This window comes from Geodermatophilus sp. SYSU D01045 (genome assembly GCF_054050295.1).
Genome location: NZ_JBJGZB010000013.1, coordinates 121,916 through 142,529, shown reverse-complemented (window position 1 = coordinate 142,529; position 20,614 = coordinate 121,916). Strand labels below are relative to the sequence as shown.

Sequence of the window (20,614 nt, the reverse complement as noted above, 5' to 3'; positions counted from 1 at the left end):
CGCCCCCCCGGGGCGCCCCCCGCGCCCGCCCCCCGCGGCCACCGCCTCGTAGTGCCGCGGATCACATGAGCCCTAGCCTCCGGGGCGGTCCCTGCTCGCCCTCCCCGAGGTCAGGTGCACGATGAAGAAGCTCATCAACGACCCCGCCGACGTCGTCTCCGACGCCCTGCGCGGCATGGAGCTGGCCCACCCGGACCTGCTGCGGGTCGACCACGAGAACCGGGTGGTGTTCCGCCGCGACGCGCCCGTGCAGGGCAAGGTCGGCATCGTCTCCGGCGGCGGTTCCGGTCACGAGCCCATGCACGGCGGCTTCGTCGGCCGCGGCATGCTCGACGCCGCGTGCGCCGGGGAGGTCTTCACCTCGCCCGTGCCCGACCAGATGCAGGCGGCCACCGCGGGCGTCTACAGCGGCGCCGGCGTGCTGCACATCGTCAAGAACTACACGGGCGACGTCATGAACTTCGAGATGGCCGCCGAGATGGTCGCCGCCGAGAGCGGCATCGAGGTGGCCACCGTCGTGGTCGACGACGACGTCGCCGTCACCGACAGCCTCTACACCGCCGGCCGCCGCGGGGTGGGCACCACGGTGCTGCTGGAGAAGATCGTCGGCGCCGCCGCGGAGGAGGGCCGGCCGCTCATCGAGGTGGCCGACCTGGCCAAGCGGGTCGACGACGCCGGACGCAGCATGGGCATGGCGCTCACCTCCTGCACCGTCCCCGCCGCCGGGACGCCCACCTTCCAGCTGGGCGACGACGAGATGGAGATCGGCATCGGCATCCACGGCGAGCCCGGCCGGCGCCGGGTGCCGCTGGCCCCCGCCCGCGAGGTCGCCGCGATGCTGGTCGAGCCGATCCTCGCCGACCGCCGGTACACCGACGGCGTCATCTGCTTCGTCAACGGCATGGGCGGCACCCCGCTGATCGAGCTGTACGTCGTCTACGCCGAGGTGGCCGCGATCCTGGAGAAGGCGGGGATCGGGGTCGCCCGGTCGCTGGTCGGGCCGTACATGACCAGCCTGGAGATGGCCGGCTGCTCGGTGACCCTCCTGCAGGCCGACGACGAGATGCTGCGGCTGTGGGACGCGCCGGTGGTCACCCCGGGCCTGCGCTGGGGGGCCTGAGCGTGGCGGTGGGCGTGGCGGACCTGACCGCCTGGCTGCGCCGGTTCGCGGAGTCCGTGCACGAGCAGCGTGACCGGCTGACCGCGCTCGACGCCGCCATCGGCGACGCCGACCACGGCGCCAACATGGACCGCGGCATGGCCGCCGTCGTCACCACGCTGGACGACGCCCCGCCGGCCGACGCCGCGGCGCTGCTCAAGAAGACCGGCGCCACCCTGGTGAGCAAGGTCGGCGGGGCCAGCGGCCCGCTGTACGGGACGCTGTTCCTGCGGATGGCCGGCGCGGCCGGCGACGGCGACCTCGACGACGCCGCGTTCGCCCGGGCGCTGCGGGCCGGCCTGGACGGCGTGGTCGCCCGGGGCAAGGCCGAGGCCGGCGACAAGACGATGGTCGACGCGCTGGGCCCGGCCTGCGACGCCCTCGACGCCGCGGTGGAGGCGGGCAAGCCGCTGGCCGACGCGCTCGCCGCGGCGGCGGAGGCGGCGGCGCAGGGCCGGGACGCGACCGTGCCGATGGTCGCCCGCAAGGGCCGGGCCAGCTACCTCGGCGAGCGCAGCGCCGGGCACCAGGACCCGGGGGCGACGTCGACGGCGCTGCTGCTCGAGGCCGCCGCGGCGACCCTGGGACGGTCGTGAGCGTCGGCCTCGTCGTCGTCTCGCACAGCCGGGCGCTGGCCGACGCCGCCGTCGAGCTGGCGCGGCAGATGCTGCCCGGGCGGGAGCTCGCGATCGCCGTCGCCGCGGGCACCGAGGACGGCGGGCTCGGCACCGACGCCGCCGCGGTGGCCGACGCCGTCGGGCAGGCCGACTCCGGCGACGGCGTCGTCGTGCTCATGGACCTCGGCAGCGCGGTGCTCTCGGCCGAGACCGCGCTGGAGTTCCTCGACGACGACGTCCGGTCGCGGGTGACGCTCTCGCCGGCGCCGCTGGTGGAGGGGCTGGTCGGCGCGGTCGTGCTGGCGTCGACCGGCGCCTCCCGGGCGCAGGTCGCCGCCGAGGCCGAGCGGGGGCTGGCGCCCAAGCAGGCGCACCTGGCGTGACGCCCGGGACACGTGTGACGACGGCCTTCCCGCCGGGTCGTCGGCGGCCGATGAGCCGGGCATGCGCGCCAGCCACGTCGCCACCGCCGCCGCCCTCGCCACTGCCGCCTTCACCGCCGGCCTGACCGCCGCGTCCGCGCTGCACCGCCGCGCCGGCCGCCCGGTCCCGGCTCCCGCCGCCGTGACCGCTCCCGAGGTGGCCGCGACGCGGGACGCCGTCGTCCTGCCCTTCCCCCGCCCGGCGCTGCCCGCCGAGCGGGTCCCCGCGGCCCCCGCCGCCCGGCCGGCCCGCTGCGGCGACACCGGCGGGGTGACGAGGGCGGGCGCGCCGTGCGCCGCCCGGGCCACCGGCGGCGGCCGCTGCCACCACCACCCGCTGGCCGCCTGACATCGTCGGTCCCCCGCGGTAGACAGCCGGGGTGGGTGCGCGCCGGGGAGCCGAGGTGCTCGACCGGCGCGCGCTCGGCCGCGCCACGCTCGCCCGGCAGCTGCTGCTGCGGCGGGACGGGCGCGGCGTCCTCGACGCGGTCGACCACCTCGTCGGGCTGCAGGCGCAGGAGCCGCAGGAGCCCTTCGCCGGGCTGTGGTCGCGGCTGACGGCGTTCCGGCCGGCCGAGCTCGACGACCTGCTGGAGTCGCGCCGCGTCGTCCGCACGCTGCTCATGCGCCGGACGCTGCACCTGGTCACCGCCGGCGACTGTCTGAGCCTGCGCCCGGTGCACCAGGCGATGCTCGTCGCCCGGGCGCGCGGCACGCTCGGGCGCCGGCTGCCCGGCGTGGAGTTCGGCGAGCTGGCCGCGGCCGCGGAGCCGCTGTTCGCCGAGGCGCCGCGGCTGCTGTCCGAGGTGGGCCGGCTGGTCGGCGACCGCTGGCCGGACGCCACGGCCCGCGACCTCGGCGACGCGCTGTCCAGCCTGGTGCCGCTGGTGCAGGTCCCGCCCCGGGGGCTGTGGCGGCAGCGCGCCCCGGCCCGGAACACCACGGTGCGCGCCTGGCTGGGGCGCGACCCCGGGGACGGGCCGCCCGACGACGTCCTCGACGACCTGGTGCTGCGCTACCTGCGCGCGTACGGGCCGGCGGCGACCGCGGACCTGCGGTCCTGGTCCGGCCTGAGCGGTCTCCCGGCGGTCGTCGCCCGGCTGCGGCCGCGGCTGCGGACCGCCCGCGACGAGCGCGGTCGCGAGCTGCTCGACGTCCCCGACGGCCTCCTCCCCGACCGCGACGAGCCCGCGCCGGTGCGCTTCCTGCCCGCGTTCGACAACGCGGTCCTCGGCTACGACGACCGGTCCCGCCTGGTCGCCGACGAGCACCGCGGCCTGAGCGTGGCCGGCGCCCGCCTCGTCCTCGTCGACGGCACCGTGGCCGCCACCTGGACGACCCGCGACCGGGACGACGGCGGCGTCGCGCTGACCGTGCAGCCGCTGCGGCAGCTCACCCCGGCCGAGCGCGACGACGTCGAGGCCGAGGGCGCCGACCTCGCCGCCTTCCTCGGCGACGGCGTGCCCGGCGCGGTCGCGGTGACCGGCTGATCAGGCGGCCACGTCCCGCAGCGCACGCTCGAGCCCGTCGAGCACGAGGTCCAGGCCGTAGCCGAACTCCGCTCCGTAGTCGTAGCCGGGCCGCAGCACGTGCTCGGTCGTGAACTCCGCGAGGTGCGGGTAGCTCTCGGTGAACCGGACCATCAGCTCCGCCGCGAGCTCGGCGGTCTCCGCCGGCGTCTGGAACGGCAGCGCGCGCTCCTGCAGCGCGAAGCCGTACACGTAGCTGTCGATGGCCGAGTACGCGTGCGCCGCCAGCTCCACGGGGAAGCCGGCCGCGCGCAGGCAGCCGAGGACGGCGTCGTGGTGGGCGAGCGTCGCGTGCCCGGGCGAGCGCCGGGACTCCAGGAGCCCGACGGCCCACCGGTGCCGTGCCAGCGCCGCCCGCACGGCGTCGGCGCGCTCGCGCATCGCCGCCCGCCAGCCGGCCCCCGTGTCGGGCACCGGCACCTCGGCGAAGACGAGGTCGACCATGCCGTCGAGCAGGTCGTCCTTGCCGCTGACGTGGTGGTACAGCGACATCGCCTCCACCCCGAGGGCCTCCCCGAGCCGCCGCATGGTCAGCGCGCCGACGCCGTGCTCGTCCGCGAGCGCCACGGCGGCCTGCAGCACCCGGTCCCGGCTCAGCGCCTTCCCGTTCAGTCGGCGTCCCGGCACCTTGACGACCTTACGCCGTAAGGTGCAGCCTTACGGCGTAAGTCACCCGCGCGGAGGAGGAGCCATGTCCGGACAGTCCGCCGTCGTCCCGTCCCTGATGACCGCGGTGGTGCAGCAGCGCTACGGGCGTGATCCCGAGGGCCTGCTCGCCGTCGGGGAGGCGGCCGTGCCCCGGCCGGGCGAGGGCGAGGTCCTCGTGCGCGTGCTGACCTCCAGCGTCGACCGCGGCACCTGGCACCTGATGGCCGGTCTCCCCTACCCGGTGCGGGCGGTGTCGGGCCTGCGCCGGCCGAAGACGCCGAACCCGGGCGTGAGCCTGGCCGGGGAGGTCGTCGCCACGGGCAGCAGGGTCGCCGGCCTCGCCCCCGGCGACCGGGTGTACGGGATCGGCCGGGCCACGTTCGCGGAGTACGCCGTCGGGCCCGCCCGGAAGCTCGCGCCGCTGCCGCCCGGCCTCACCCCCGAGCAGGCCGCCACCGTGCCGGTGTCCGGGCTCGCCGCCCTGCAGGCGGTGCGCGACCACGGCCGCGTCGAAGCCGGGCAGCGGGTCCTGGTGCTGGGTGCGTCCGGCGGCGTGGGCGGCTTCGCCGTGCAGGTCGCGCGGGCCGCCGGCGCCGAGGTGACCGGGACGGCGAGCACCGCCAAGGTCGACCTCGTCCGCGGCCTGGGCGCGCACACCGTCGTCGACCACACCCGGCAGGACCCGCTGGACGGCGGCGTCCGCTACGACGTCGTCCTCGACACCGGCGGCAACCGCCCGCTGCGCGCGCTGCGCCGCGCGCTCACGCCGCACGGGCGGCTGGTGATCGTGGGCGGGGAGAACGGCGGCCGGTGGCTGGGCGGGACGGACCGCCAGCTGCGCGCCCAGGCGCTCTCGCCGTTCGTCGGGCAGCACCTGGGCACCTTCGTCTCCCGGGAGGACGGGGCGGACCTGCGGGAGCTCTCGGCGCTGGTCGGGGCCGGCGCGCTCACCCCCGCCGTCGACCGGGTGTTCCCGCTGGAGGAGGCGGCCGCGGCCGTCCGGCACCTCCTCGACGGCGCGGCGCGCGGCAAGGTGGCCCTCCGCGTCGCCGACTGACCTCACGCGTCGCGCCGGCGCAGCGCCCACCACGCCAGCAGCGCGGCGGCGGCCGCCCACAGCGTCAGGACGCCCAGCCCGGCGAGCGGTCCGAAGACGTCGACCGGGCGGGCGTGCAGGCGGACGGCGACCGCGCCGGCGCGGTCGGGCAGGAAGACCGCGGCCCGCTGCAGTCCGGGGACCAGCTCCAGCAGCGGCGAGACCAGGAAGAGGAACGGGACCAGCAGGCCCAGCGCGAGCGCCTGGTCGCGCAGCAGCAGGCCCGCGGCCGTGCAGACGACGGCGAGCAGCGTCGGGTACAGCGCGGCCGCGACGGTCGCGCGGAGCATCCCCGGCGTCGACAGGGAGACGCCCGGCGCGCCGAGCGACGCCTGGGTGACCAGCAGGGTGGCGACGGCGGTGACCGCGGCGGTCGCCAGCACCAGGCCCGCGCCGACGGTCAGCTTCGCGGCCAGGAAGGCGCCCCGCCGCGGCACGGCGAGCAGCGAGGTGTGCACGGTCTGCCGGGCGTACTCCCCCGCGGTCAGCAGCACCGCGAGCACGACCACCGCGACGTGGCCGAAGTTCAGGCCGTAGAAGGCGATCACCGCGGGGTCGTAGTCGGGTTCGGCGGCCTCGACGTCGCCGACCGCGGCGACGACGCCCACGCCGATGCCGGCGACCGCGACGGCGTAGACGAGCAGGGTCACCCACGTCGAGCGCAGCGTCGTCGCCTTGACCCACTCGGCGCGCAGCGCGCTCACGCCGTCTCCCCGGCCGGCGCGGTGAGCGCGAGGAAGGCGTCCTCCAGGGACCGGCCGTCGGCGCCGAGCTCCACCAGCGGGACGCCGTGCCGGGCCGCGACCGCGCCGACGGTCCGTGCGTCGACCCCGGCCACCCGCAGCGCGCCGTCGTCGGCGGGGGCCACGGTCGCCCCCGCGGCGGCGAGCAGGCCGCGCAGCCGCTCGGGCTCGGCGGTGCGGACCCGCACCCGCCGCCCGGTGTGCTCGGCGAGGAAGGCGTCCAGCGGCGTGTCGGCCAACAGCCGGCCCCGGCCGACCACGAGCAGCCGGTCGGCGGTGCGCGCCACCTCGCCCATGAGGTGGCTGGAGAGCAGGACGGTGCGGCCCTCGGCGGCGAGGTCGCGCAGGGTGGTCCGCAGCCAGCGGATGCCCTCGGCGTCCAGGCCGTTGGCCGGCTCGTCGAGCAGCAGGACCGGCGGGTCGCCGAGCAGGGCCGCGGCGACGCCGAGCCGCTGCCGCATGCCGAGCGAGAAGCCGCGGACCCGGCGGTCGGCGGCGGCGCGCAGGTCGACCAGGTCCAGGACGGCGCGCACCCGGGGCGCGGGCAGGTCGTTGCTCGCGGCCAGCCAGCGCAGGTGCTGACGGGCGGTGCGCCCCGGGTGGGCCGCGGCGCTGTCGAGCAGGGCGCCCACCGTCCGCAGGGGCGCGGCCAGGTCGGCGTAGGCCCGGCCGGCCACCGTCGCGGTGCCGGCGGTGGGCCGGTCGAGGCCGAGCAGCACCCGCAGCGTCGTCGACTTGCCCGCCCCGTTGCGGCCGAGCAGGGCGGTGACGCTGCCCGGCGGGACGTCGAAGGTGAGGTCGTCCACCGCGACGACCGGTCCGTACCGCTTGGTCAGGCTCCGCACCTCGATCACGGGCCCACCGTCGCGCCCGGCGCCGGCGGTGCGCCTCCCCCGCGGGGTCCGGCCGCCTCCCTCCCGCGCGGGAGGTCCGGACGGCCGGCGGCGCGCCATGATCGGGGCATGCGCGCGGTGCTCCGTCCGGTTACCAGCAGGTCGACCTGGACCCGCGCGGTGCACCTGGCCCTGGGCGCCTGGCTCGCCGTCGCCTGCGCGCTGGTGTGGCCCGGGCTGGACGACGCCTCGCCGCGCACCCTCGCCGGCCTCTACCTCGCGCCGCTGCCGCTGCTGGCGGTGCTGGCCTGCGTCCCGGCGGTGCGCCGCAGCGAGGGCGTGCAGGCGCGGGCGCTGCTGCTGCCCGGCGACGACGACGTGACGGTGGAGCCCGCCCGCACCTGGGCCGAGCGCGGCCGGCTGCTGGCCTGGCTGGTCGCCCGGGTGACGCTCGGGGTGCTCGCCGCGGAGGTCACCGCGCTCGCCGTGTGGGCGGTGGCGGCCCGGTGGCCGCTGGCGGTCGTGGTGGCGCCCGCCTGGGCCTACGCCCTCGCCGGGCTCGGCGCGCTCACCGCCGCGGCCGCCCGGGTGCTGCTGCACCCCTCGGCCGCCGAGCGGCTGGCCGCGGAGTGGGCCCGCACCGAGCGGCTGCTCGAGCGCACCCGGCTGGCCGCGGACCTGCACGACTCGATCGGCCACGCGCTCACCGTCACGCTGCTGCAGGCCGGCGCCGCCCGGGACGTCGCCGGCGCCGACCCCGCCTTCGCCGACCGCGCGCTCGCCGCCATCGAGGACAGCGCCCGCTCCGCGCTGGGTGACCTGGAGCGGGTCCTCGCGCTGCTGCGGGACAGCGCCCCGCCGCCGCGGGCCCCGACGCTGGCCGACGTCGACGCGCTGGTGCGCTCGGCCGAGGCGGCCGGGGCGCGGGTCGACGTCCGGGTGACCGGCGCGGTCGCGGAGCTGCCGGAGGTCCTGTCCCGGGAGGCCTACCGGATCGTGCAGGAGGCGCTCACCAACGCCCTCCGGCACGCCGGGCCCGTGCCCATGCGGCTGCGCGTCGACGCCGGCCCGCACGCGCTGGCGATCGACGTCGGCAACCCGGTTCCGGTGCCCGTGCCGGCCGCGACCGGCGGCAGCGGCGTCCGCGGGCTGCGCGAGCGCGCCGCCGGGCTCGGTGGCACCGCCGTCGCCGGGCCGGCCGACGACGGCTGGCGGGTCGAGGTGCGGCTGCCCCTGGCCGGGCCCGCGTGACGATCCGGGTGCTGCTCGTCGACGACGAGGAGCTGGTGCGCGGCGGGCTGCGGGCGGTGCTCGCCGCCCGCGACGACGTCGAGGTGGTCGGCGAGGCCGCCGACGGCGCCGTCGTCGTGCCGCTGGCCGCCCGGCTGCGTCCCGACGTCGTCGTGATGGACGTGCGGATGCCGCTGGTCGACGGCATCCAGGCCACCCGGGACCTGCGGCGCCGGCTGCCGGACCCGCCGCGGGTGCTGGTGCTGACGACGTTCGGCGACGACGAGAACGTCTACGCGGCCCTGTCCGCCGGCGCCGACGGGTTCCTGCCCAAGCGGGCGCGGCCGGCCGAGATCGCCGACGCCGTCCGGGTCGTCGCGCGGGGCGAGAGCCTGCTGTTCCCTGCGGCGATCCGGGCGCTGGCCGCGCGGCACGCGCCGGCGCAACGGGACCGGCCGGCGCCGGAGCTGACCGGGCGCGAGCGGGAGGTCCTGCTCCTGGTGGCGCGCGGGCTGTCCAACGGCGAGATCGCCGGCGAGTTGTACCTGGGCCTGCAGACGGTGAAGACCCACGTCAGCAGCCTGCTGCGCAAGCTCGGCGCCCGGGACCGGACCCAGGCCGTGATCGCCGCCTACGAGTCCGGGCTCGTCCCCCTGCGCTGACCTCCGGGTTGCCGGGGAGCAGGTCCTGGGCCAGGGTCGCCTCGCGGTCCCGGCCGGAGGAGGGTGCCCCGTGGAAGCCGACGTGATCGTCGAGATCCCCAAGGGTTCGCGGAACAGGTACGAGTACGACCACCGGCTCGGCCGCATCCGGCTGCTCCGGATGCTGTTCACCGCCACCGGCTACCCCGGCGACTACGGGTTCGTCCCGGACACCCTCGCCGAGGACGGCGAGCCCATCGACGCCCTGCTGCTCCTCGGCGAGCCGACCTTCCCCGGCTGCCTCGTACGCGCCCGGGTCATCGCGGTGTTCTGGGTGCACGACGAGCGCGGCCCGGACGCGAAGCTGCTGTGCGTGCCGGCGAGCGACCCGCGGATGGAGCACCTGCAGGAGCTCGAGGACGTGCCCATCCACCAGGTCGCGGAGATCTGGCACTTCTTCGAGATCTACGAGGCGCTGACGCCGGAGAAGTCGGCGGAGACCCGCGGGTGGGAGCGCCGGGCGCAGGCCGTCGCGGCGCTGGAGGACGCGCGGCGGCGGTTCGCCGAGCAGGCCGCCGGTGGGACGGACGGGTGACGGGGGCTTCCGCCGGGACGGCCCGGACGCCAGGGTGACCGGGTGACCCAGGAGCTGCGGCTGACCACCACCCTCGCACCCCGCGGCCCGGCGGCCGCCATCGTGCTGACCGACGAGCAGGCCGCCGGCCTCGGCGGCGGCGCCAAGGCGTTCCCCGTCCGGGTCACCGTCAGTGGGGTGACCGTGGAGGGGCGGGTCGCGCGGATGGGCGGCGAGAACCTCATCGGGTTGAGCAAGGAGCGCCGGGCCGCCCTCGGGGTGGCCACCGGCGACACCGTCGACGTCGTCGTCGCCCCCGACCGGGCAGAGCGCACCGTCGAGGTGCCGCCGGACCTGGCCGAGGCGCTGGCCGCGGCGGGCGTGCGGGAGGCCTTCGACCGGCTGTCGCACACCCACCGCAAGGAGCACGCGCGGTCGGTGACCGACGCGAAGAAGCCGGAGACCCGCGCCCGGCGGGTGAGCGCCGTCGTGGCCGCCGTCTCGGGCTGAGGGGCTCCCCACTCGTTACGGACGATCTCGTCTCACCAAGGGCGGGCGGTCGCGCGCGCACGGTGACGGGCACACCCGCCCGGCTCCGGGCGGCAGGCCGGGTGCCTTCCGGGCCGGCCCGGGAGGCACCCACACTGTGCGCGCGCCCTGCGTCGGGCACCTGTCGCACCGGCGGCAGTTCCTCAGAGTCGAGGTGCTCCCATGACGCAACCCACCCCCTGCCCGATCCTCGATCTCACCCTCGGGCCGCTGGACCTGGACCTGCTGGGCCTCCACGTGCACCTCAACGAGGTGGTCCTCGACATCGAGGCGATCCCCGGCCCGGGCAACCTGCTGGGCAACCTGCTGTGCGCGATCGCCGGGCTCCTCGACGGCGTCGACCTCGGCGGCGTCCTGGGCAACCTGCTGCAGGAGCTGATCGACGCGATCATCCGCCTGCTCGAGGGCATCGGCGGGGGCGGCGGCGGAGGCGGCGGCACCGCGCCGGTCACGCAGCCGGCGGCGGCGTGACCGGCCCCGAGGACCCCGCGCCCGCGGCGGCCGCCGCAGCGGAGCTGGAACGGCTCCAGGAGCTGCTCCGGCGGGCCGGCCGGGAACGGGCCGACCCGGGCGAGGTCGCGCAGGCGGTCGGGGACTACTGGCGTCACCACGGCCCGGCGCTGCAGACGGCGGCGGCCGCCCTCGGCGACGCCGCGCGGGGGCAGCTGCTGGCCCAGCTCTACCGGATGCGGGACGAGCTCGGCCGGCAGCTGCAGGGTCAGCGCGCGTCGGCGCCCCGGCCGCCGGAGCCGGGGACCGCGGACGGGCCGGGCTGAGGCGCTCAGAGGGAGAGGACCAGCCCGCGACGCGGGTCGAGGTCGCCGTCGAGCAGCGCCGTCCACGCCTCGGTGAACGCCTGCGCGCCGGTGCGGTGCTCGACGGCGAGCAGCCCGGGCGCCCGGCTCGCGGCGAACTCCGGCCACGCGACCCCGATCCGGCGGGCGGACGACGGGTCTGCACCGGCCGCCGCGTCCGCCGCGGAGAACACCTCCGGCTCGGGCCCGGGCAGGCCGCTGCTCTCGAACGACGCCCGCGTCCAGTGCGTCGCGCCGACCACGACCGAGGCGCGCAGGACGCCCGCGGTGCGGCGGTGCACCGCCGCGCGCACGTCCGGGTCGCCGGCGAGGTCGACCAGCACGACGCCGCGGTCCACCGGCAGGGCCTCGACCTCCCCGTAGGTCAGCACCCGGTCGTAGAGGCCGAGCGCCGCGGTGGCCGCGGCGTGCCGGGACGACGTCAGCCCGACCAGCGCCGGCGGGTCCCCGTGCGCCCGGAGCGCCGCCGCGGTGCACACGGCGGTCCGGCTCGACGCCGAGGTCAGGACCACCACCCCGGGCCCCTCCCGGGCCACGCGGTCGGCGAGCAGCCACCCGGTCTGGAACAGCGGCCGCAGCACCGCCGCGACGTCGTCGTGCTCCGGCGGGAAGCCCGCCTCCGGCAGGGCGCGGGCGTAGCGGGCGTAGACCCGGGGCAGGGAGGCGCGGGCGGCCGAGCGGTCGGCCAGCCCACCCGGGCCCGCGGCCACCTCGAGGGTGACCCGGCTCGACGACGGCCAGAAGCCGAAGAAGCGGTCCCCCGCGGCGACGCCGTCGACGCCGGAGGCCGTGGCCCGGCCGAAGCCCCAGACCGGGACCCGGCCCCAGCCCTCCGGCGCGGGGAAGTGGTCCCAGTACCGCCAGGAGTCGCCCAGGACGGCGTAGGTGAGGTTGTTGGCGGTCAGCCCGAAGCGCTCGACGGCGAACTGCACCGAGCCCGCGGCCGCCTCGGTCCGCAGCGGCTCCCCCGGGTCGCAGCGCACGGTCCGCAGGTCGTCGCGCCGGACGAGGACGTCGACCACGTCGCCCCTCCCCTCTCGTGGCGAGCCGGCGCCGGGCTCCCCCGGCGCCGGCCGGTGGATCTCACGCGCGGCGCGCAGTGAGCAGCAGGTACTCCCAGTCGAGGACGACGCCGTCGGTGCCGCGGTCGTACCGGGCGGCCAGCGCGGCGAGGTCGTGGTCGAGCGCGGCGACCCGCTCGGGGTCGTCGCCGACGTTGCGGTAGGTCGCGATCGTCGGCCCGTAGACCGTCTTCCACGAGTCCCGCCACGCCTCCGGCGACGGGTAGCCGCCGACCGTCACGGTCTGCCGGCGGGCGACGACGTCGGTGACGCGGTCGCCGAGCAGGTCGCGCACGTGCTGCTCGTCGCCCCACAGCGGCGGCGGCTGCGCGCCGGGCGGCGGCGGGGGCGCGTAGGGCCTCATGGTCCGGAACATCTCGCCGACGAAGCCCTCCGGCGTCCAGCTGACCAGCCCGATCCGCCCGCCGGGGCGGCACACCCGCACCAGCTCGTCGGCGGCCTGCCGGTGGTGCGGCGCGAACATCACGCCGACGCAGGAGAGGACGACGTCGAAGCTCGCGTCCGGGTAGGGCAGCGCCTCGGCGTCGCCCTCCTCCCACGTCACCTCGGCGCCCTCGCTGGCGGCGAAGGCGCGGCCGGCCGGGAACAGCTCCGGCGTGAGGTCGGAGGCCACGACCTCGGCGCCGGTCAGCGCGGCGGGCACGGCGGCGTTGCCCGTGCCGGCCGCGACGTCCAGCACCCGGTCCCCGCGGCCCACGCCGGCCGCGGCGACCAGGACCCGGCCCAGCTCCGGGATGAGGTCCCGGGCCACGGACGGGTAGTCGCCCAGCGCCCACATCGCCCGGTGCTTCGCCTTCAGCGCGCGGTCGGCGGTGGCGTCGATGGTGTCGGTCATCGGGAGTGCTCCTCGTCGTCGGTGCGGGGTGGCCCCGCGGTGTGCCGACGACGCTGGTGCCGGCGGGTTGCAGACCGCGTGCACCGCGGATGCACCGGTCATGCACCGGCCTCCCCGGCGGCGACCCGGCCGAGGGCGGCGCGGGCCTGCGCGACCGCCGCCGCCTCGGCGGAGCGGGGGTCGCCGGCGGGCGCGCCCTCGGCGGGCGGGCCGAGCGGGGAGGGCTTGCCCGCCGCCACCAGGCACGCGTGCAGGGCCGCGGCGTCGGACTCCGCGCCCACCCGCTGCAGCAGCCGGGCGACGTAGCGCAGGTCCAGCCACTGCTGCGTCGAGTCACCGACCCGGTCCCAGTGGTCGATGACGGTGAGCAGCGCGCGGGCGGCCGCCGCCGGGTCGCCGTGCACCGCCCGGGTCGCGGCCGCCTCCATCAGCGCGATGCCGTGCCACCAGAAGTTGTGCACGGCCGCGGCCAGCGCACCCGCCTCGTCGAACAGCGCCAGCGCCCGGTCGGGATCGGACTTCTTGAGCACCAGGCCGAGGGCGTAGCGGGCCATGGACTGCGCCGTCGGGTTGGCGGTGGCCTCGGCGACGTCCAGGCTCTCCCGGGCGGCGGCCAGCCCCTCCTCCGGGCGGCGGCGCACCGCCTGGCACACGGCGACGTAGTAGAGCGTCCACACCAGCCGGATCCGGTCGCCGTCGGCCCGGGCCCGCTCCGCCTCGGCCGTGTAGTGCGCCAGCGCGGTCCCGGAGTCGCCCTCGTAGAGCGCGACGTCGGCGAGCACGTCGCCCGGGTGGGCGATGCGGGCGGTGCCGGGCAGTGGCAGCCGGCCGCCGGCGAGGCGGGCCGTGGCCCGGGCGTGCGCGAAGTCGCCGCGGTTCCACGCGCCCCGGGCGGCCGCGCCCACGGCGGCCGGGTACAGCGGGTGGCCGGGGTCCACGACGGGCAGCAGCTGCTCGGCCCAGGCGTACGCCTCGTAGCCGACCCGCAGGTGCACCAGCTCGGGCACGGCCGCGACCAGCCGCACGGCCAGGTCCCACTCCCGGTCGGCGGCGGCGCGGGTGAACGCGGCGCGCAGGTCGTCGTAGACGCCGAGGGCCTCCTCCGCCCACGCCCGCTCGTCCGGTCCCTGCAGCCCCGCCCCGGCCCGCTCGGCGTAGTCGACGTGGTGGGCGACGTGCCGCCGGGCCAGCTCCGCGGACTCACCCGCGGCCGCCGCCTGCGACCGGCCGTAGGCCCGCAGGGTCTCCAGCAGTCCGTAGCGGCTGTGCACCCCGCTGCGGGCGACGACCATGGACCGGTCCACCAGCCGGGTCAGCCGGTCGAGGACGTCGTCCTCGGTCGCGTCGGGGTCGGCGACGGCGTGCACGGCGCGCAGGTCGGCCCCGCCGGCGAACACCGACATGCCGCGGAACAGCCGTTGCTCGTCCTCGGGCAGCAGCCGGTAGGACCACTCGATCGCGGCCACCAGGCTCTGGTGCCGGGGCACCGGCCCGCGCCCGCCGCCGAGCAGCGGGGCGTCCTCCAGCCGGGCGGCCACCTCACCCGGGCTCATCACCCGCATCCGGGCTGCGGCCAGCTCGATGCCCAGCGGCAGGCCGTCGACGCGGCTGCAGATGGCGGCGACGGCGTCGGCGGCCGCGGGGTCGAGGTGGAAGTCCGGCGTCGCGGCGCGGGCGCGCTGGACGAACAGCGCGGTGGCGTCCGCCAGTGGCAGCGGCGGCACCGGCCACACCTGCTCGCCGTCGACGCCGAGGGGCTCCCGGCTGGTCGCCAGCACCACCACGCGCGGGCAGCGCTGCACCACCTCGGCGACGAGCGCCGCGGCGTGCGGCAGCACGTGCTCGCAGTTGTCGACGACGAGCAGCAGCGACCGCGCGCGCAGGTAGTCGAGCACGGTCTCCTCGACCGACAGCCCCGACCGCTGCCGGATGCGCAGCGCCGCGGCGACGGCGTCCCCGACCGGGCTGCCGTCGGGCAGGGCGGCGAGCTCGCACAGCCACACGCCGTCGTCGAACCGCGCCCGGTCCCGGGCGGCGACCTCCACCGCGAGCCGGGACTTCCCCGTCCCGCCGACGCCGGTCAGCGTCACCAGCGGGCCCGCCTGCAGCGCGTCCAGGACCCGCGCGACCTCGGACTCCCGGCCGACGAACCCGCTGGCCCGGCGGGGCAGGTTGCCCGGCGGCGGCCGCGCGGCCAGGGCGGGGTCGTGCACGAGGATCCGCCGGTACAGCTCCCGGGCCGGCGCGGCGGGTTCCACCCCCAGCTCGTCGTCGAGGCGGGCGCGCAGCTCGTGGAAGGCGGCGAGCGCGTCGGCCTGGTGCCCGGTGGCGTACCGCGCCCGCATCAACGCCACCGCCGGCCGCTCCCACGTCGGGTGGCGGCGCACCAGCGCCTCGAGCTCGGGCACCGCCTCGGCGGCGCGGCCGAGCTCGACCAGCGCGTCGGCGCGGTCGGCGGCGGCGCCGGTGCGCAGCTCGGTCAGCCGGGCGGCCTCCGCGGCGGCGAAGTCGTCGTCGGCGAACTCGGCGAGCGCGTCGCCCCGCCACAGCGCCAGCGCGGCGTCGAGGTCGGCCAGCGCCCGCGCGGAGTCGCCCGCCGCGGCGGCCGCGCGGGCGGTGCGGACCCGCTGCTCGAACTCGGCGGCGTCCAGCGTCGCGCCGTCGAGGTCCAGGCAGTAGCCGGGCGGGCGGTGCCGCAGCGGGGCGGCGTCGCCGAGGACGCCGCGCAGCCGGGAGACGTAGGCGCGCATCGCGGTGACCGCGCCGTCGGGCGGGGCGTCGCCCCAGACCGCGGCGAGCAGCCGGTCGGCCGGCACCACCTCGCCGCGGGCGACCAGCAGCGCCGCGAGCAGGGTGCGCGGCTTGTGCCCGCCGACCGCGACCGGCCCGGAGCCGTCCTCGACCTGCAGCGGGCCGAGGACCCGGAAGTGCAGGTGCGTCGCACCGGTCATCGCTGCCTCGCCTGCAAGCGGACTGCAACGGGTCCGGCCGACCCTAGCGGCGGCCCCGGGAGCGCGACCAGACGCGGACCGGCTCCCGGCAAGCACGAGGAGGGCAGCACCATGACCGCACCGACCCGGCGGCTCGCCGTCGGCGTGACCCCGATGGAGACCCGACCCGACGTCGTCCTGCACCTCGCCGACCGCGCGGAGGAGCTGGGCTACGAGGCGTTCCTGCTGGCCGAGGGCTGGGCGCACGACGCGCCGGTGCTGCTCGCCGCCATCGCCACGCGGACCCGGCGGATCCGGCTCGGCACCGGCGTGCTGAACGTGTGGGGGCGCAGCCCGGCGCACCTGGCGATGCTCGCGTCGTCACTGGACACCCTGTCCGGCGGCCGGTTCGTCCTCGGCCTGGGCGCGGGCTCGCCGCAACTGGCCGAGGGCCTGCACGACGAGCCGTTCACCGCACCGGTCGCCCGCCTCGGCGCGGTCACCCGGCAGGTGCGTGCGCTGCTGGCCGGCGAGCGCGTGACGCCGTCGAGGCCGGGCGGGCAGCGGCCGCTGCGGCTGGCCGTGCCGCCGCGTCCGTACCTCCCCGTGCACCTGGCCGCGCTCGGTCCCGCCGCCGTGCGGCTGGCCGGGGAGATGGCCGACGCCTGGTACCCGTTCCTGCTCCCCCGGTCCGGCCTCGCGGCGGGCCTCGCCCTGCTGCGCGAGGGTGCCGCGGGCGCGGGCCGTCCGGTGCCGCTGGTCAGCCCCGGCATCCCGGTGGCGGTGGCCGACGACCCGGCGGTCGCCCGGGCGACGGCGTCGTGGTGGCTGACCACCTACCTGACGGCGATGGGCCCGCTCTACCCGAGGACGATGCGCCGCGCCGGTCTCGGTGCCGCCGTCGACGCGGTGCTGGCCGCCGGGCCCGGCGAGGTGCCGCCGGGCGCGGACGTGCTGGTCGACGAGCTCCTGCTGCACGGCGACGCCGGCACCGCGGCGACCGCGCTCGACGCCTGGCGCGCGGCCGGCGCCGAACTGCCCGTCGTCGTCCTGCCCCCGGGGCGGCCGGTGGCCGAGCTGGACGCCGCGCTCGAGGCGCTCAGCCCGCAGCGGGCGCCCGTGCCGGCGTGACCTCAGGGGCCGCCGGTCAGCAGGAGCTGCTCGAGGAGGTCGGGCGCGGACACCAGCACGAGCCCGCCCAGCACCGCCGGCACCGTCCAGGCGGCGATGCCCGGCAGCTGACACGGGGCCCGGACGGCCACGACCAGGACGGCGAGGACCCCCAGGACCGCGAACCCGACGACGACCGGGGCCTCGCCCGGGTACGAGGAGGCGCGCCGGTACGCGTCGGCCACGAGCAGCCCGACGGCGGCCGCCGCGCCGACCGAGCCCGCGCGGCCCCCGGTGCCGATGCCGGCGAAGACGGCGCCCAGCACGACTCCCGCCACCCCGGCGAGGACCAGCCACTGCGCGACCTGGCCGGGATCCACCGCGTACGGCATCCCCGGGTACTCGATGCCGTGGACGACGTCCTTGCCGACGTAGAAGGCCGGCACCGCGGCCGCCAGCGCCAGGGACGAGATCACGACGGCCCGCAGGCGCGGCTGCCGGGCGCTGAGCAGGGCGACCGTGGTGGTCCACAGCCCGAAGGTGTGCGACAGCGGGCGGAGGAGGTCGTCGTGGTAGGCCCAGGCGGCGAAGGCCCCGGTGAGCACGCCGGCGGTCACCGCGACGAGGAACCGCAGCCGGGACGCCCGCGGCGGTGCAGCAGTCCCGGCGACCTGCCCGTCCACCCGCACCTCCGGTCCCTCGGCCGACGGCAGCGTGGCCGACGGCACCGTGGCAGTCGTCGGGACCGGCCGCAAGGAGCCGGGCCGGTGCGAGGGCGTCCACGGGTTGGCTCGCCTCCACCTGGGTAGCGGCGGCGGGAGCGACCGACCAGAGGGAGGACGGACATGGGCAAGCTGTCGTTGGGACTGGGCCTCGGGGTCGGCTTCGTGCTGGGTGCACGGGCCGGACGCGAGCGGTACGAGCAGATCGCGAAGACGGCGCGGGACCTGCTGGGCCGGCCGGAGGTGCAGCAGACGCTGGAGAAGGCCCGCGAGGCCGCGCCCGCCCCGCTGCAGGGGAGCATCGACAAGCTCACCGGCCAGGCGTCCGGGGGCAGCAGCACGGGCGGTGGCATGAGCGGTGGCACGAGCGGCGGCACCGTCGACGCCGGGACGCTGGCTGCGGGCAGCAACGCCGACGCGGTGGTCCCCCCGACCCCGCCGACGGTCGCCGAGGCGTTCGTCCTCGAGGACGCCGACGTCGAGACGCCGACCACCCCGGCCGCGGACACGCGGACGACCGGGGGGACGGCCGGCCCGGTGCCGGACCCGCTGATCCCGCCCGCCAAGTCCGGCCAGTAGCCGGGAGGCTGCTCGCCCCGTCTCCTCCGGGGTGTCACACGCGGGGCGCGGCCGGTGTCTCCATGTCGACGCCACCGCACACCCTGGAGGAGACATGGCGGGCAGCACCCGGGTCCCCGCGACCGAGATCACCGGCCTGTACGGGGCCCTGCTGAAGACGATGAGCCGGCGGGTGCTCGGGCAGGTGCCCGAGGGCGCCGGGGTCCTGTGGCACCACCCGGCGGTGCTCAAGGACTCGATGGCCTTCGGCCGCAAGGTCGACTCCTGGAACCGGCTGGACCCGCACCTCGCGACGTTCGCGGCCATGTCCGCGGCCGCCACGGTCGGCTGCGGCTTCTGCCTGGACCTGCACCACTTCCTGGCCCACGGCCGCGGGCTCGACGAGGCCAAGGTCCGGGAGGTGCCGCGCTGGCGCGAGTCCGCCGTCTTCACCCCGCTGGAGCGGCGGGTCATGGAGTACGCCGAGGCGATGAGCCAGACCCCGCCGGCCGTGACCGACGAGCTGTCGGCCGCGCTGCTGGACGAGCTGGGACCGGCCGCCCTGGTGGAGCTGACCGCCAGGATCGCCTTCATGAACTCCAGCGCGCGCACCAACGTGGCCCTCGGCATCCGGTCGCAGGAGTTCTCGGCGTCCTGCGGCCTGCCGCCGCTGGCGGCCCCGTCGGCGGACGGCGTCGCCACGGCATGACCGAGGACCCGTTCGTCGCCCACCGCGGCCTGCTGTTCACCGTCGCCTACGAGATGCTCGGCTCCGCCGCCGACGCCGACGACGTGGTGCAGGAGACCTGGCTGCGGTGGGCGGAGGCGGACCGGGCGGCGGTGCGCGACCCGCGGGCCTACCTGGTGCGGATCGTCACCCGCCAGGCGCTCAACCGGATGCGCACCGTGGCCCGCCGCCGCGAGGACTACGTCGGCGAGTGGCTGCCCGAGCCGCTGCTGACCAGCCCCGACGTCGCCGAGGACGTCGAGCTGGCGGAGAGCGTGTCGATCGCGATGCTCACCGTGCTGGAGACGCTGCCGCCGACCGAGCGCGCGGTCCTCGTGCTGCACGAGGTGTTCGACGTGCCCTACGACGAGATCGCCGAGGCGGTGGGCAAGAGCGGCGCCGCGGTGCGGCAGATCGCGCACCGGGCGCGGGAGCACGTGGCCGCGCGCCGCCCGCGGACGGCGGTCAGCCGCGCCGAGCAGCAGCGGGTGGTCGACCGGTTCCTCGCCGCGGTGACCGCGGGCGACATCGAGGGACTGCTCGACGTGCTCGCACCCGACGTCGTCGTGGTGGCCGACAGCGGCGGGCTGGCTCCGGCGGCGCTGCGCCCGGTGACCGGCCGGTTGCGGGTCGCCCGGGCGCTCGCCCGCTTCGCCGAGCTCGCGCCCGGCGTGGGGATCACGACGCCGCTGGTCAACGGCACGGTCGCCGCGCGGATCGACGGGGGCGGCCCGTTCGACACGGCGATCACCTTCCTCATCGAGGACGGCCGGATCTCCCGGATGTACGCGACGCGCAACCCGCACAAGCTCGGCCGCCTGGACGAGCCCGCCGACCTCCGGCGGTGACGGCGGGGGTCAGAAGGTCTCGTCGGTGTGGGTGCGCCGGACCGGGCCGCCGTCGGGCGCGGTGCCGTACGCGTCCGTCCGGGTGACCCGGCGCCGCCGCGGCGCGAACAGCGCCACCTCGAGGACGATCCCGAGCGCGCCGACGGCCATGAGGCTCCAGCCGACCACCCGCAGGTCCACACCGCTGACGTCGACCGTGACCGCGAACGCCAGGATCGCGCCGAGGGCCAGGAGCACGATCGCCGTACCGGGTCGCATCACCGACCACCTCTCCCCTGCGGCCCCGGCCGCGGGCTGCGGGCCCGGCCGCCGGTGGCCACCACGGGCGACGGACGTCGCCGCCACCAGCGAAGGTCCCACCGGCGCATCGTCCGCCCGGTGTGAGGCGGCCGCCCGCGTCGGCGGTCAGGCTGCTGCACCGGGCGGGACGATCCCGCGAGGGAGGGGGTGGGCTCCATGACCGGCGCCTTCCAGACGAGTCGGCCGGAGGCGAACTGGCAGGCCGAGGCGCACGTCGGCGCCTACGGCTCCGACGAGCGGCCCACGGGCTGGGCCTCGTGGATCCTCTTCGCCGGGGTCCTGCTGGTGCTGACGGGCCTGTTCGCGGTGATGGAGGGCGTCACCGCGCTCGTCAGCGAGGAGTTCTACGTCGTGCGGGCCGAGGCGCTGTTCGTCGACGCGGACTACGCCGTCTGGGGCTGGGTGCACCTCGTCCTCGGGGTGGTCGGCATCCTCGTCGGCGCCGGTCTCATGCGGGGCAACCGCGTGGCGCGCGTCCTGGCGGTCGCGTTCGCCGGGCTCAGCGCGCTCGTGCACCTGCTGTTCCTGCCGGCCTACCCGTTCTGGTCGGTGCTGGTGATCGCCTTCGACGTCGTCGTGGTCTACGCCGTCACCGTGCACGGACGCGAGGTCGCGTCGAGGCAGTGAGGGCGACCGGCCACGGCCG

The 20,614-nt window shown here is 77.7% G+C and carries 25 protein-coding genes; 17 read left to right on the top strand and 8 right to left on the bottom strand.

Going from position 1 to position 20,614, the window contains the following annotated elements:
* The first annotated feature begins 121 nt into the window (after window positions 1–121).
* From dhaK to ACI798_RS12940, 5 genes are all read left to right on the top strand, one after another.
* On the top strand, window positions 122–1,120 hold the full coding sequence (gene dhaK / locus ACI798_RS12960) for a dihydroxyacetone kinase subunit DhaK (protein WP_456942898.1): 999 nt from the start codon (window positions 122–124) through the stop codon (window positions 1,118–1,120).
* A gap of 14 nt (window positions 1,121–1,134) precedes the next feature.
* Window positions 1,135–1,755: a dihydroxyacetone kinase subunit DhaL gene (gene dhaL, locus ACI798_RS12955; RefSeq protein ID WP_456942897.1), complete on the top strand. Its 621-nt coding sequence runs from the start codon at window positions 1,135–1,137 to the stop codon at window positions 1,753–1,755.
* Window positions 1,752–2,159 carry a dihydroxyacetone kinase phosphoryl donor subunit DhaM gene (gene dhaM / locus ACI798_RS12950; protein ID WP_456926344.1) on the top strand — a complete coding sequence of 136 codons (408 nt, stop codon included), beginning with the start codon at window positions 1,752–1,754 and terminating at the stop codon, window positions 2,157–2,159. Before dhaL ends, dhaM begins: the two co-directional genes overlap by 4 nt.
* A 61-nt stretch (window positions 2,160–2,220) precedes the next feature.
* Window positions 2,221–2,547 carry a hypothetical protein gene (locus tag ACI798_RS12945; RefSeq protein WP_456942896.1) on the top strand — a complete coding sequence of 109 codons (327 nt, stop codon included), beginning with the start codon at window positions 2,221–2,223 and terminating at the stop codon, window positions 2,545–2,547.
* A gap of 55 nt (window positions 2,548–2,602) precedes the next feature.
* Entirely contained in the window at window positions 2,603–3,688 is a 1,086-nt protein-coding gene (locus ACI798_RS12940) for a winged helix DNA-binding domain-containing protein (RefSeq protein WP_457048082.1), read from the top strand.
* Here ACI798_RS12940 and ACI798_RS12935 read toward each other — a convergent pair whose 3' ends face one another.
* The gene (locus ACI798_RS12935) at window positions 3,689–4,354 is read right to left on the bottom strand and encodes a TetR/AcrR family transcriptional regulator (RefSeq protein WP_457048081.1); all 666 of its coding nucleotides are present in this window, start codon (window positions 4,352–4,354) and stop codon (window positions 3,689–3,691) included.
* Between the two features lie 64 nt (window positions 4,355–4,418).
* On the opposite strand from ACI798_RS12935, the gene ACI798_RS12930 reads away from it, so the two are divergent.
* Entirely contained in the window at window positions 4,419–5,432 is a 1,014-nt protein-coding gene (locus tag ACI798_RS12930; protein WP_457048080.1) for an NAD(P)-dependent alcohol dehydrogenase, read from the top strand.
* Between the two features lie 2 nt (window positions 5,433–5,434).
* On the opposite strand, the gene ACI798_RS12925 is transcribed toward ACI798_RS12930, so the two are convergent.
* Together ACI798_RS12925 and ACI798_RS12920 are read right to left on the bottom strand one after the other, a co-directional pair.
* Window positions 5,435–6,175, bottom strand: coding sequence for an ABC transporter permease (locus ACI798_RS12925; RefSeq protein ID WP_457048079.1), 741 nt, complete (start codon window positions 6,173–6,175; stop codon window positions 5,435–5,437).
* Complete coding sequence (locus ACI798_RS12920; RefSeq protein ID WP_457048078.1) at window positions 6,172–7,068, bottom strand: ABC transporter ATP-binding protein; 897 nt, start codon at window positions 7,066–7,068, stop codon at window positions 6,172–6,174. Before ACI798_RS12920 ends, ACI798_RS12925 begins: the two co-directional genes overlap by 4 nt.
* A 108-nt stretch (window positions 7,069–7,176) precedes the next feature.
* On the opposite strand from ACI798_RS12920, the gene ACI798_RS12915 reads away from it, so the two are divergent.
* The 6 genes from ACI798_RS12915 to ACI798_RS12890 all read left to right on the top strand — a co-directional run bounded on the left by ACI798_RS12915 (window position 7,177) and on the right by ACI798_RS12890 (window position 10,817).
* Window positions 7,177–8,298, top strand: a complete 1,122-nt coding sequence (locus ACI798_RS12915) for a sensor histidine kinase (protein ID WP_457048077.1) — start codon at window positions 7,177–7,179, stop codon at window positions 8,296–8,298.
* Window positions 8,295–8,939 (top strand): response regulator, encoded by a 645-nt coding sequence (locus tag ACI798_RS12910; protein WP_456942889.1) that lies wholly within the window; start codon window positions 8,295–8,297, stop codon window positions 8,937–8,939. The genes ACI798_RS12915 and ACI798_RS12910 overlap by 4 nt, the downstream gene beginning before the upstream one ends.
* 70 nt (window positions 8,940–9,009) lie before the next feature.
* Window positions 9,010–9,513: an inorganic diphosphatase gene (locus ACI798_RS12905; protein WP_456942888.1), complete on the top strand. Its 504-nt coding sequence runs from the start codon at window positions 9,010–9,012 to the stop codon at window positions 9,511–9,513.
* Between the two features lie 42 nt (window positions 9,514–9,555).
* On the top strand, window positions 9,556–10,002 hold the full coding sequence (locus tag ACI798_RS12900) for a YdeI/OmpD-associated family protein (protein WP_457048076.1): 447 nt from the start codon (window positions 9,556–9,558) through the stop codon (window positions 10,000–10,002).
* A gap of 201 nt (window positions 10,003–10,203) precedes the next feature.
* Window positions 10,204–10,512, top strand: a complete 309-nt coding sequence (locus tag ACI798_RS12895) for a hypothetical protein (RefSeq protein ID WP_456942886.1) — start codon at window positions 10,204–10,206, stop codon at window positions 10,510–10,512.
* On the top strand, window positions 10,509–10,817 hold the full coding sequence (locus tag ACI798_RS12890) for a hypothetical protein (protein ID WP_457048075.1): 309 nt from the start codon (window positions 10,509–10,511) through the stop codon (window positions 10,815–10,817). Before ACI798_RS12895 ends, ACI798_RS12890 begins: the two co-directional genes overlap by 4 nt.
* Window positions 10,818–10,822: 5 nt before the next feature.
* On the opposite strand, the gene ACI798_RS12885 is transcribed toward ACI798_RS12890, so the two are convergent.
* From ACI798_RS12885 to ACI798_RS12875, 3 genes are all read right to left on the bottom strand, one after another.
* Window positions 10,823–11,878: a DUF2855 family protein gene (locus ACI798_RS12885; protein WP_457048074.1), complete on the bottom strand. Its 1,056-nt coding sequence runs from the start codon at window positions 11,876–11,878 to the stop codon at window positions 10,823–10,825.
* Between the two features lie 61 nt (window positions 11,879–11,939).
* The gene (locus tag ACI798_RS12880) at window positions 11,940–12,773 is read right to left on the bottom strand and encodes a class I SAM-dependent methyltransferase (RefSeq protein ID WP_456942883.1); all 834 of its coding nucleotides are present in this window, start codon (window positions 12,771–12,773) and stop codon (window positions 11,940–11,942) included.
* Between the two features lie 98 nt (window positions 12,774–12,871).
* A complete protein-coding gene (locus tag ACI798_RS12875; protein ID WP_457048073.1) occupies window positions 12,872–15,724 on the bottom strand; it encodes an AfsR/SARP family transcriptional regulator in 2,853 nt (950 codons plus the stop codon).
* 111 nt (window positions 15,725–15,835) lie between these two features.
* Between ACI798_RS12875 and ACI798_RS12870 the strand changes: the two genes are divergently transcribed.
* Entirely contained in the window at window positions 15,836–16,834 is a 999-nt protein-coding gene (locus ACI798_RS12870; protein ID WP_457048072.1) for an LLM class flavin-dependent oxidoreductase, read from the top strand.
* A 2-nt stretch (window positions 16,835–16,836) separates the two neighbouring features.
* Here the strand turns inward: ACI798_RS12870 and ACI798_RS12865 are convergent, their stop codons facing one another.
* A complete protein-coding gene (locus ACI798_RS12865; RefSeq protein WP_456942880.1) occupies window positions 16,837–17,541 on the bottom strand; it encodes a hypothetical protein in 705 nt (234 codons plus the stop codon).
* 117 nt (window positions 17,542–17,658) lie between these two features.
* On the opposite strand from ACI798_RS12865, the gene ACI798_RS12860 reads away from it, so the two are divergent.
* The 3 genes from ACI798_RS12860 (at window position 17,659) to ACI798_RS12850 (ending at window position 19,668) form a co-directional block, all read left to right on the top strand.
* On the top strand, window positions 17,659–18,114 hold the full coding sequence (locus ACI798_RS12860; RefSeq protein WP_456942879.1) for a hypothetical protein: 456 nt from the start codon (window positions 17,659–17,661) through the stop codon (window positions 18,112–18,114).
* A 94-nt stretch (window positions 18,115–18,208) separates the two neighbouring features.
* Window positions 18,209–18,802: a carboxymuconolactone decarboxylase family protein gene (locus ACI798_RS12855; protein WP_457048071.1), complete on the top strand. Its 594-nt coding sequence runs from the start codon at window positions 18,209–18,211 to the stop codon at window positions 18,800–18,802.
* Entirely contained in the window at window positions 18,799–19,668 is an 870-nt protein-coding gene (locus ACI798_RS12850) for an RNA polymerase sigma-70 factor (protein WP_457048070.1), read from the top strand. Before ACI798_RS12855 ends, ACI798_RS12850 begins: the two co-directional genes overlap by 4 nt.
* Before the next feature lie 9 nt (window positions 19,669–19,677).
* Here ACI798_RS12850 and ACI798_RS12845 read toward each other — a convergent pair whose 3' ends face one another.
* Complete coding sequence (locus tag ACI798_RS12845) at window positions 19,678–19,926, bottom strand: DUF6458 family protein (RefSeq protein ID WP_456942876.1); 249 nt, start codon at window positions 19,924–19,926, stop codon at window positions 19,678–19,680.
* Window positions 19,927–20,124: 198 nt separating this feature from the next.
* Between ACI798_RS12845 and ACI798_RS12840 the strand changes: the two genes are divergently transcribed.
* Entirely contained in the window at window positions 20,125–20,595 is a 471-nt protein-coding gene (locus tag ACI798_RS12840) for a DUF7144 family membrane protein (protein WP_456942875.1), read from the top strand.
* Window positions 20,596–20,614: the final 19 nt, after the last annotated feature.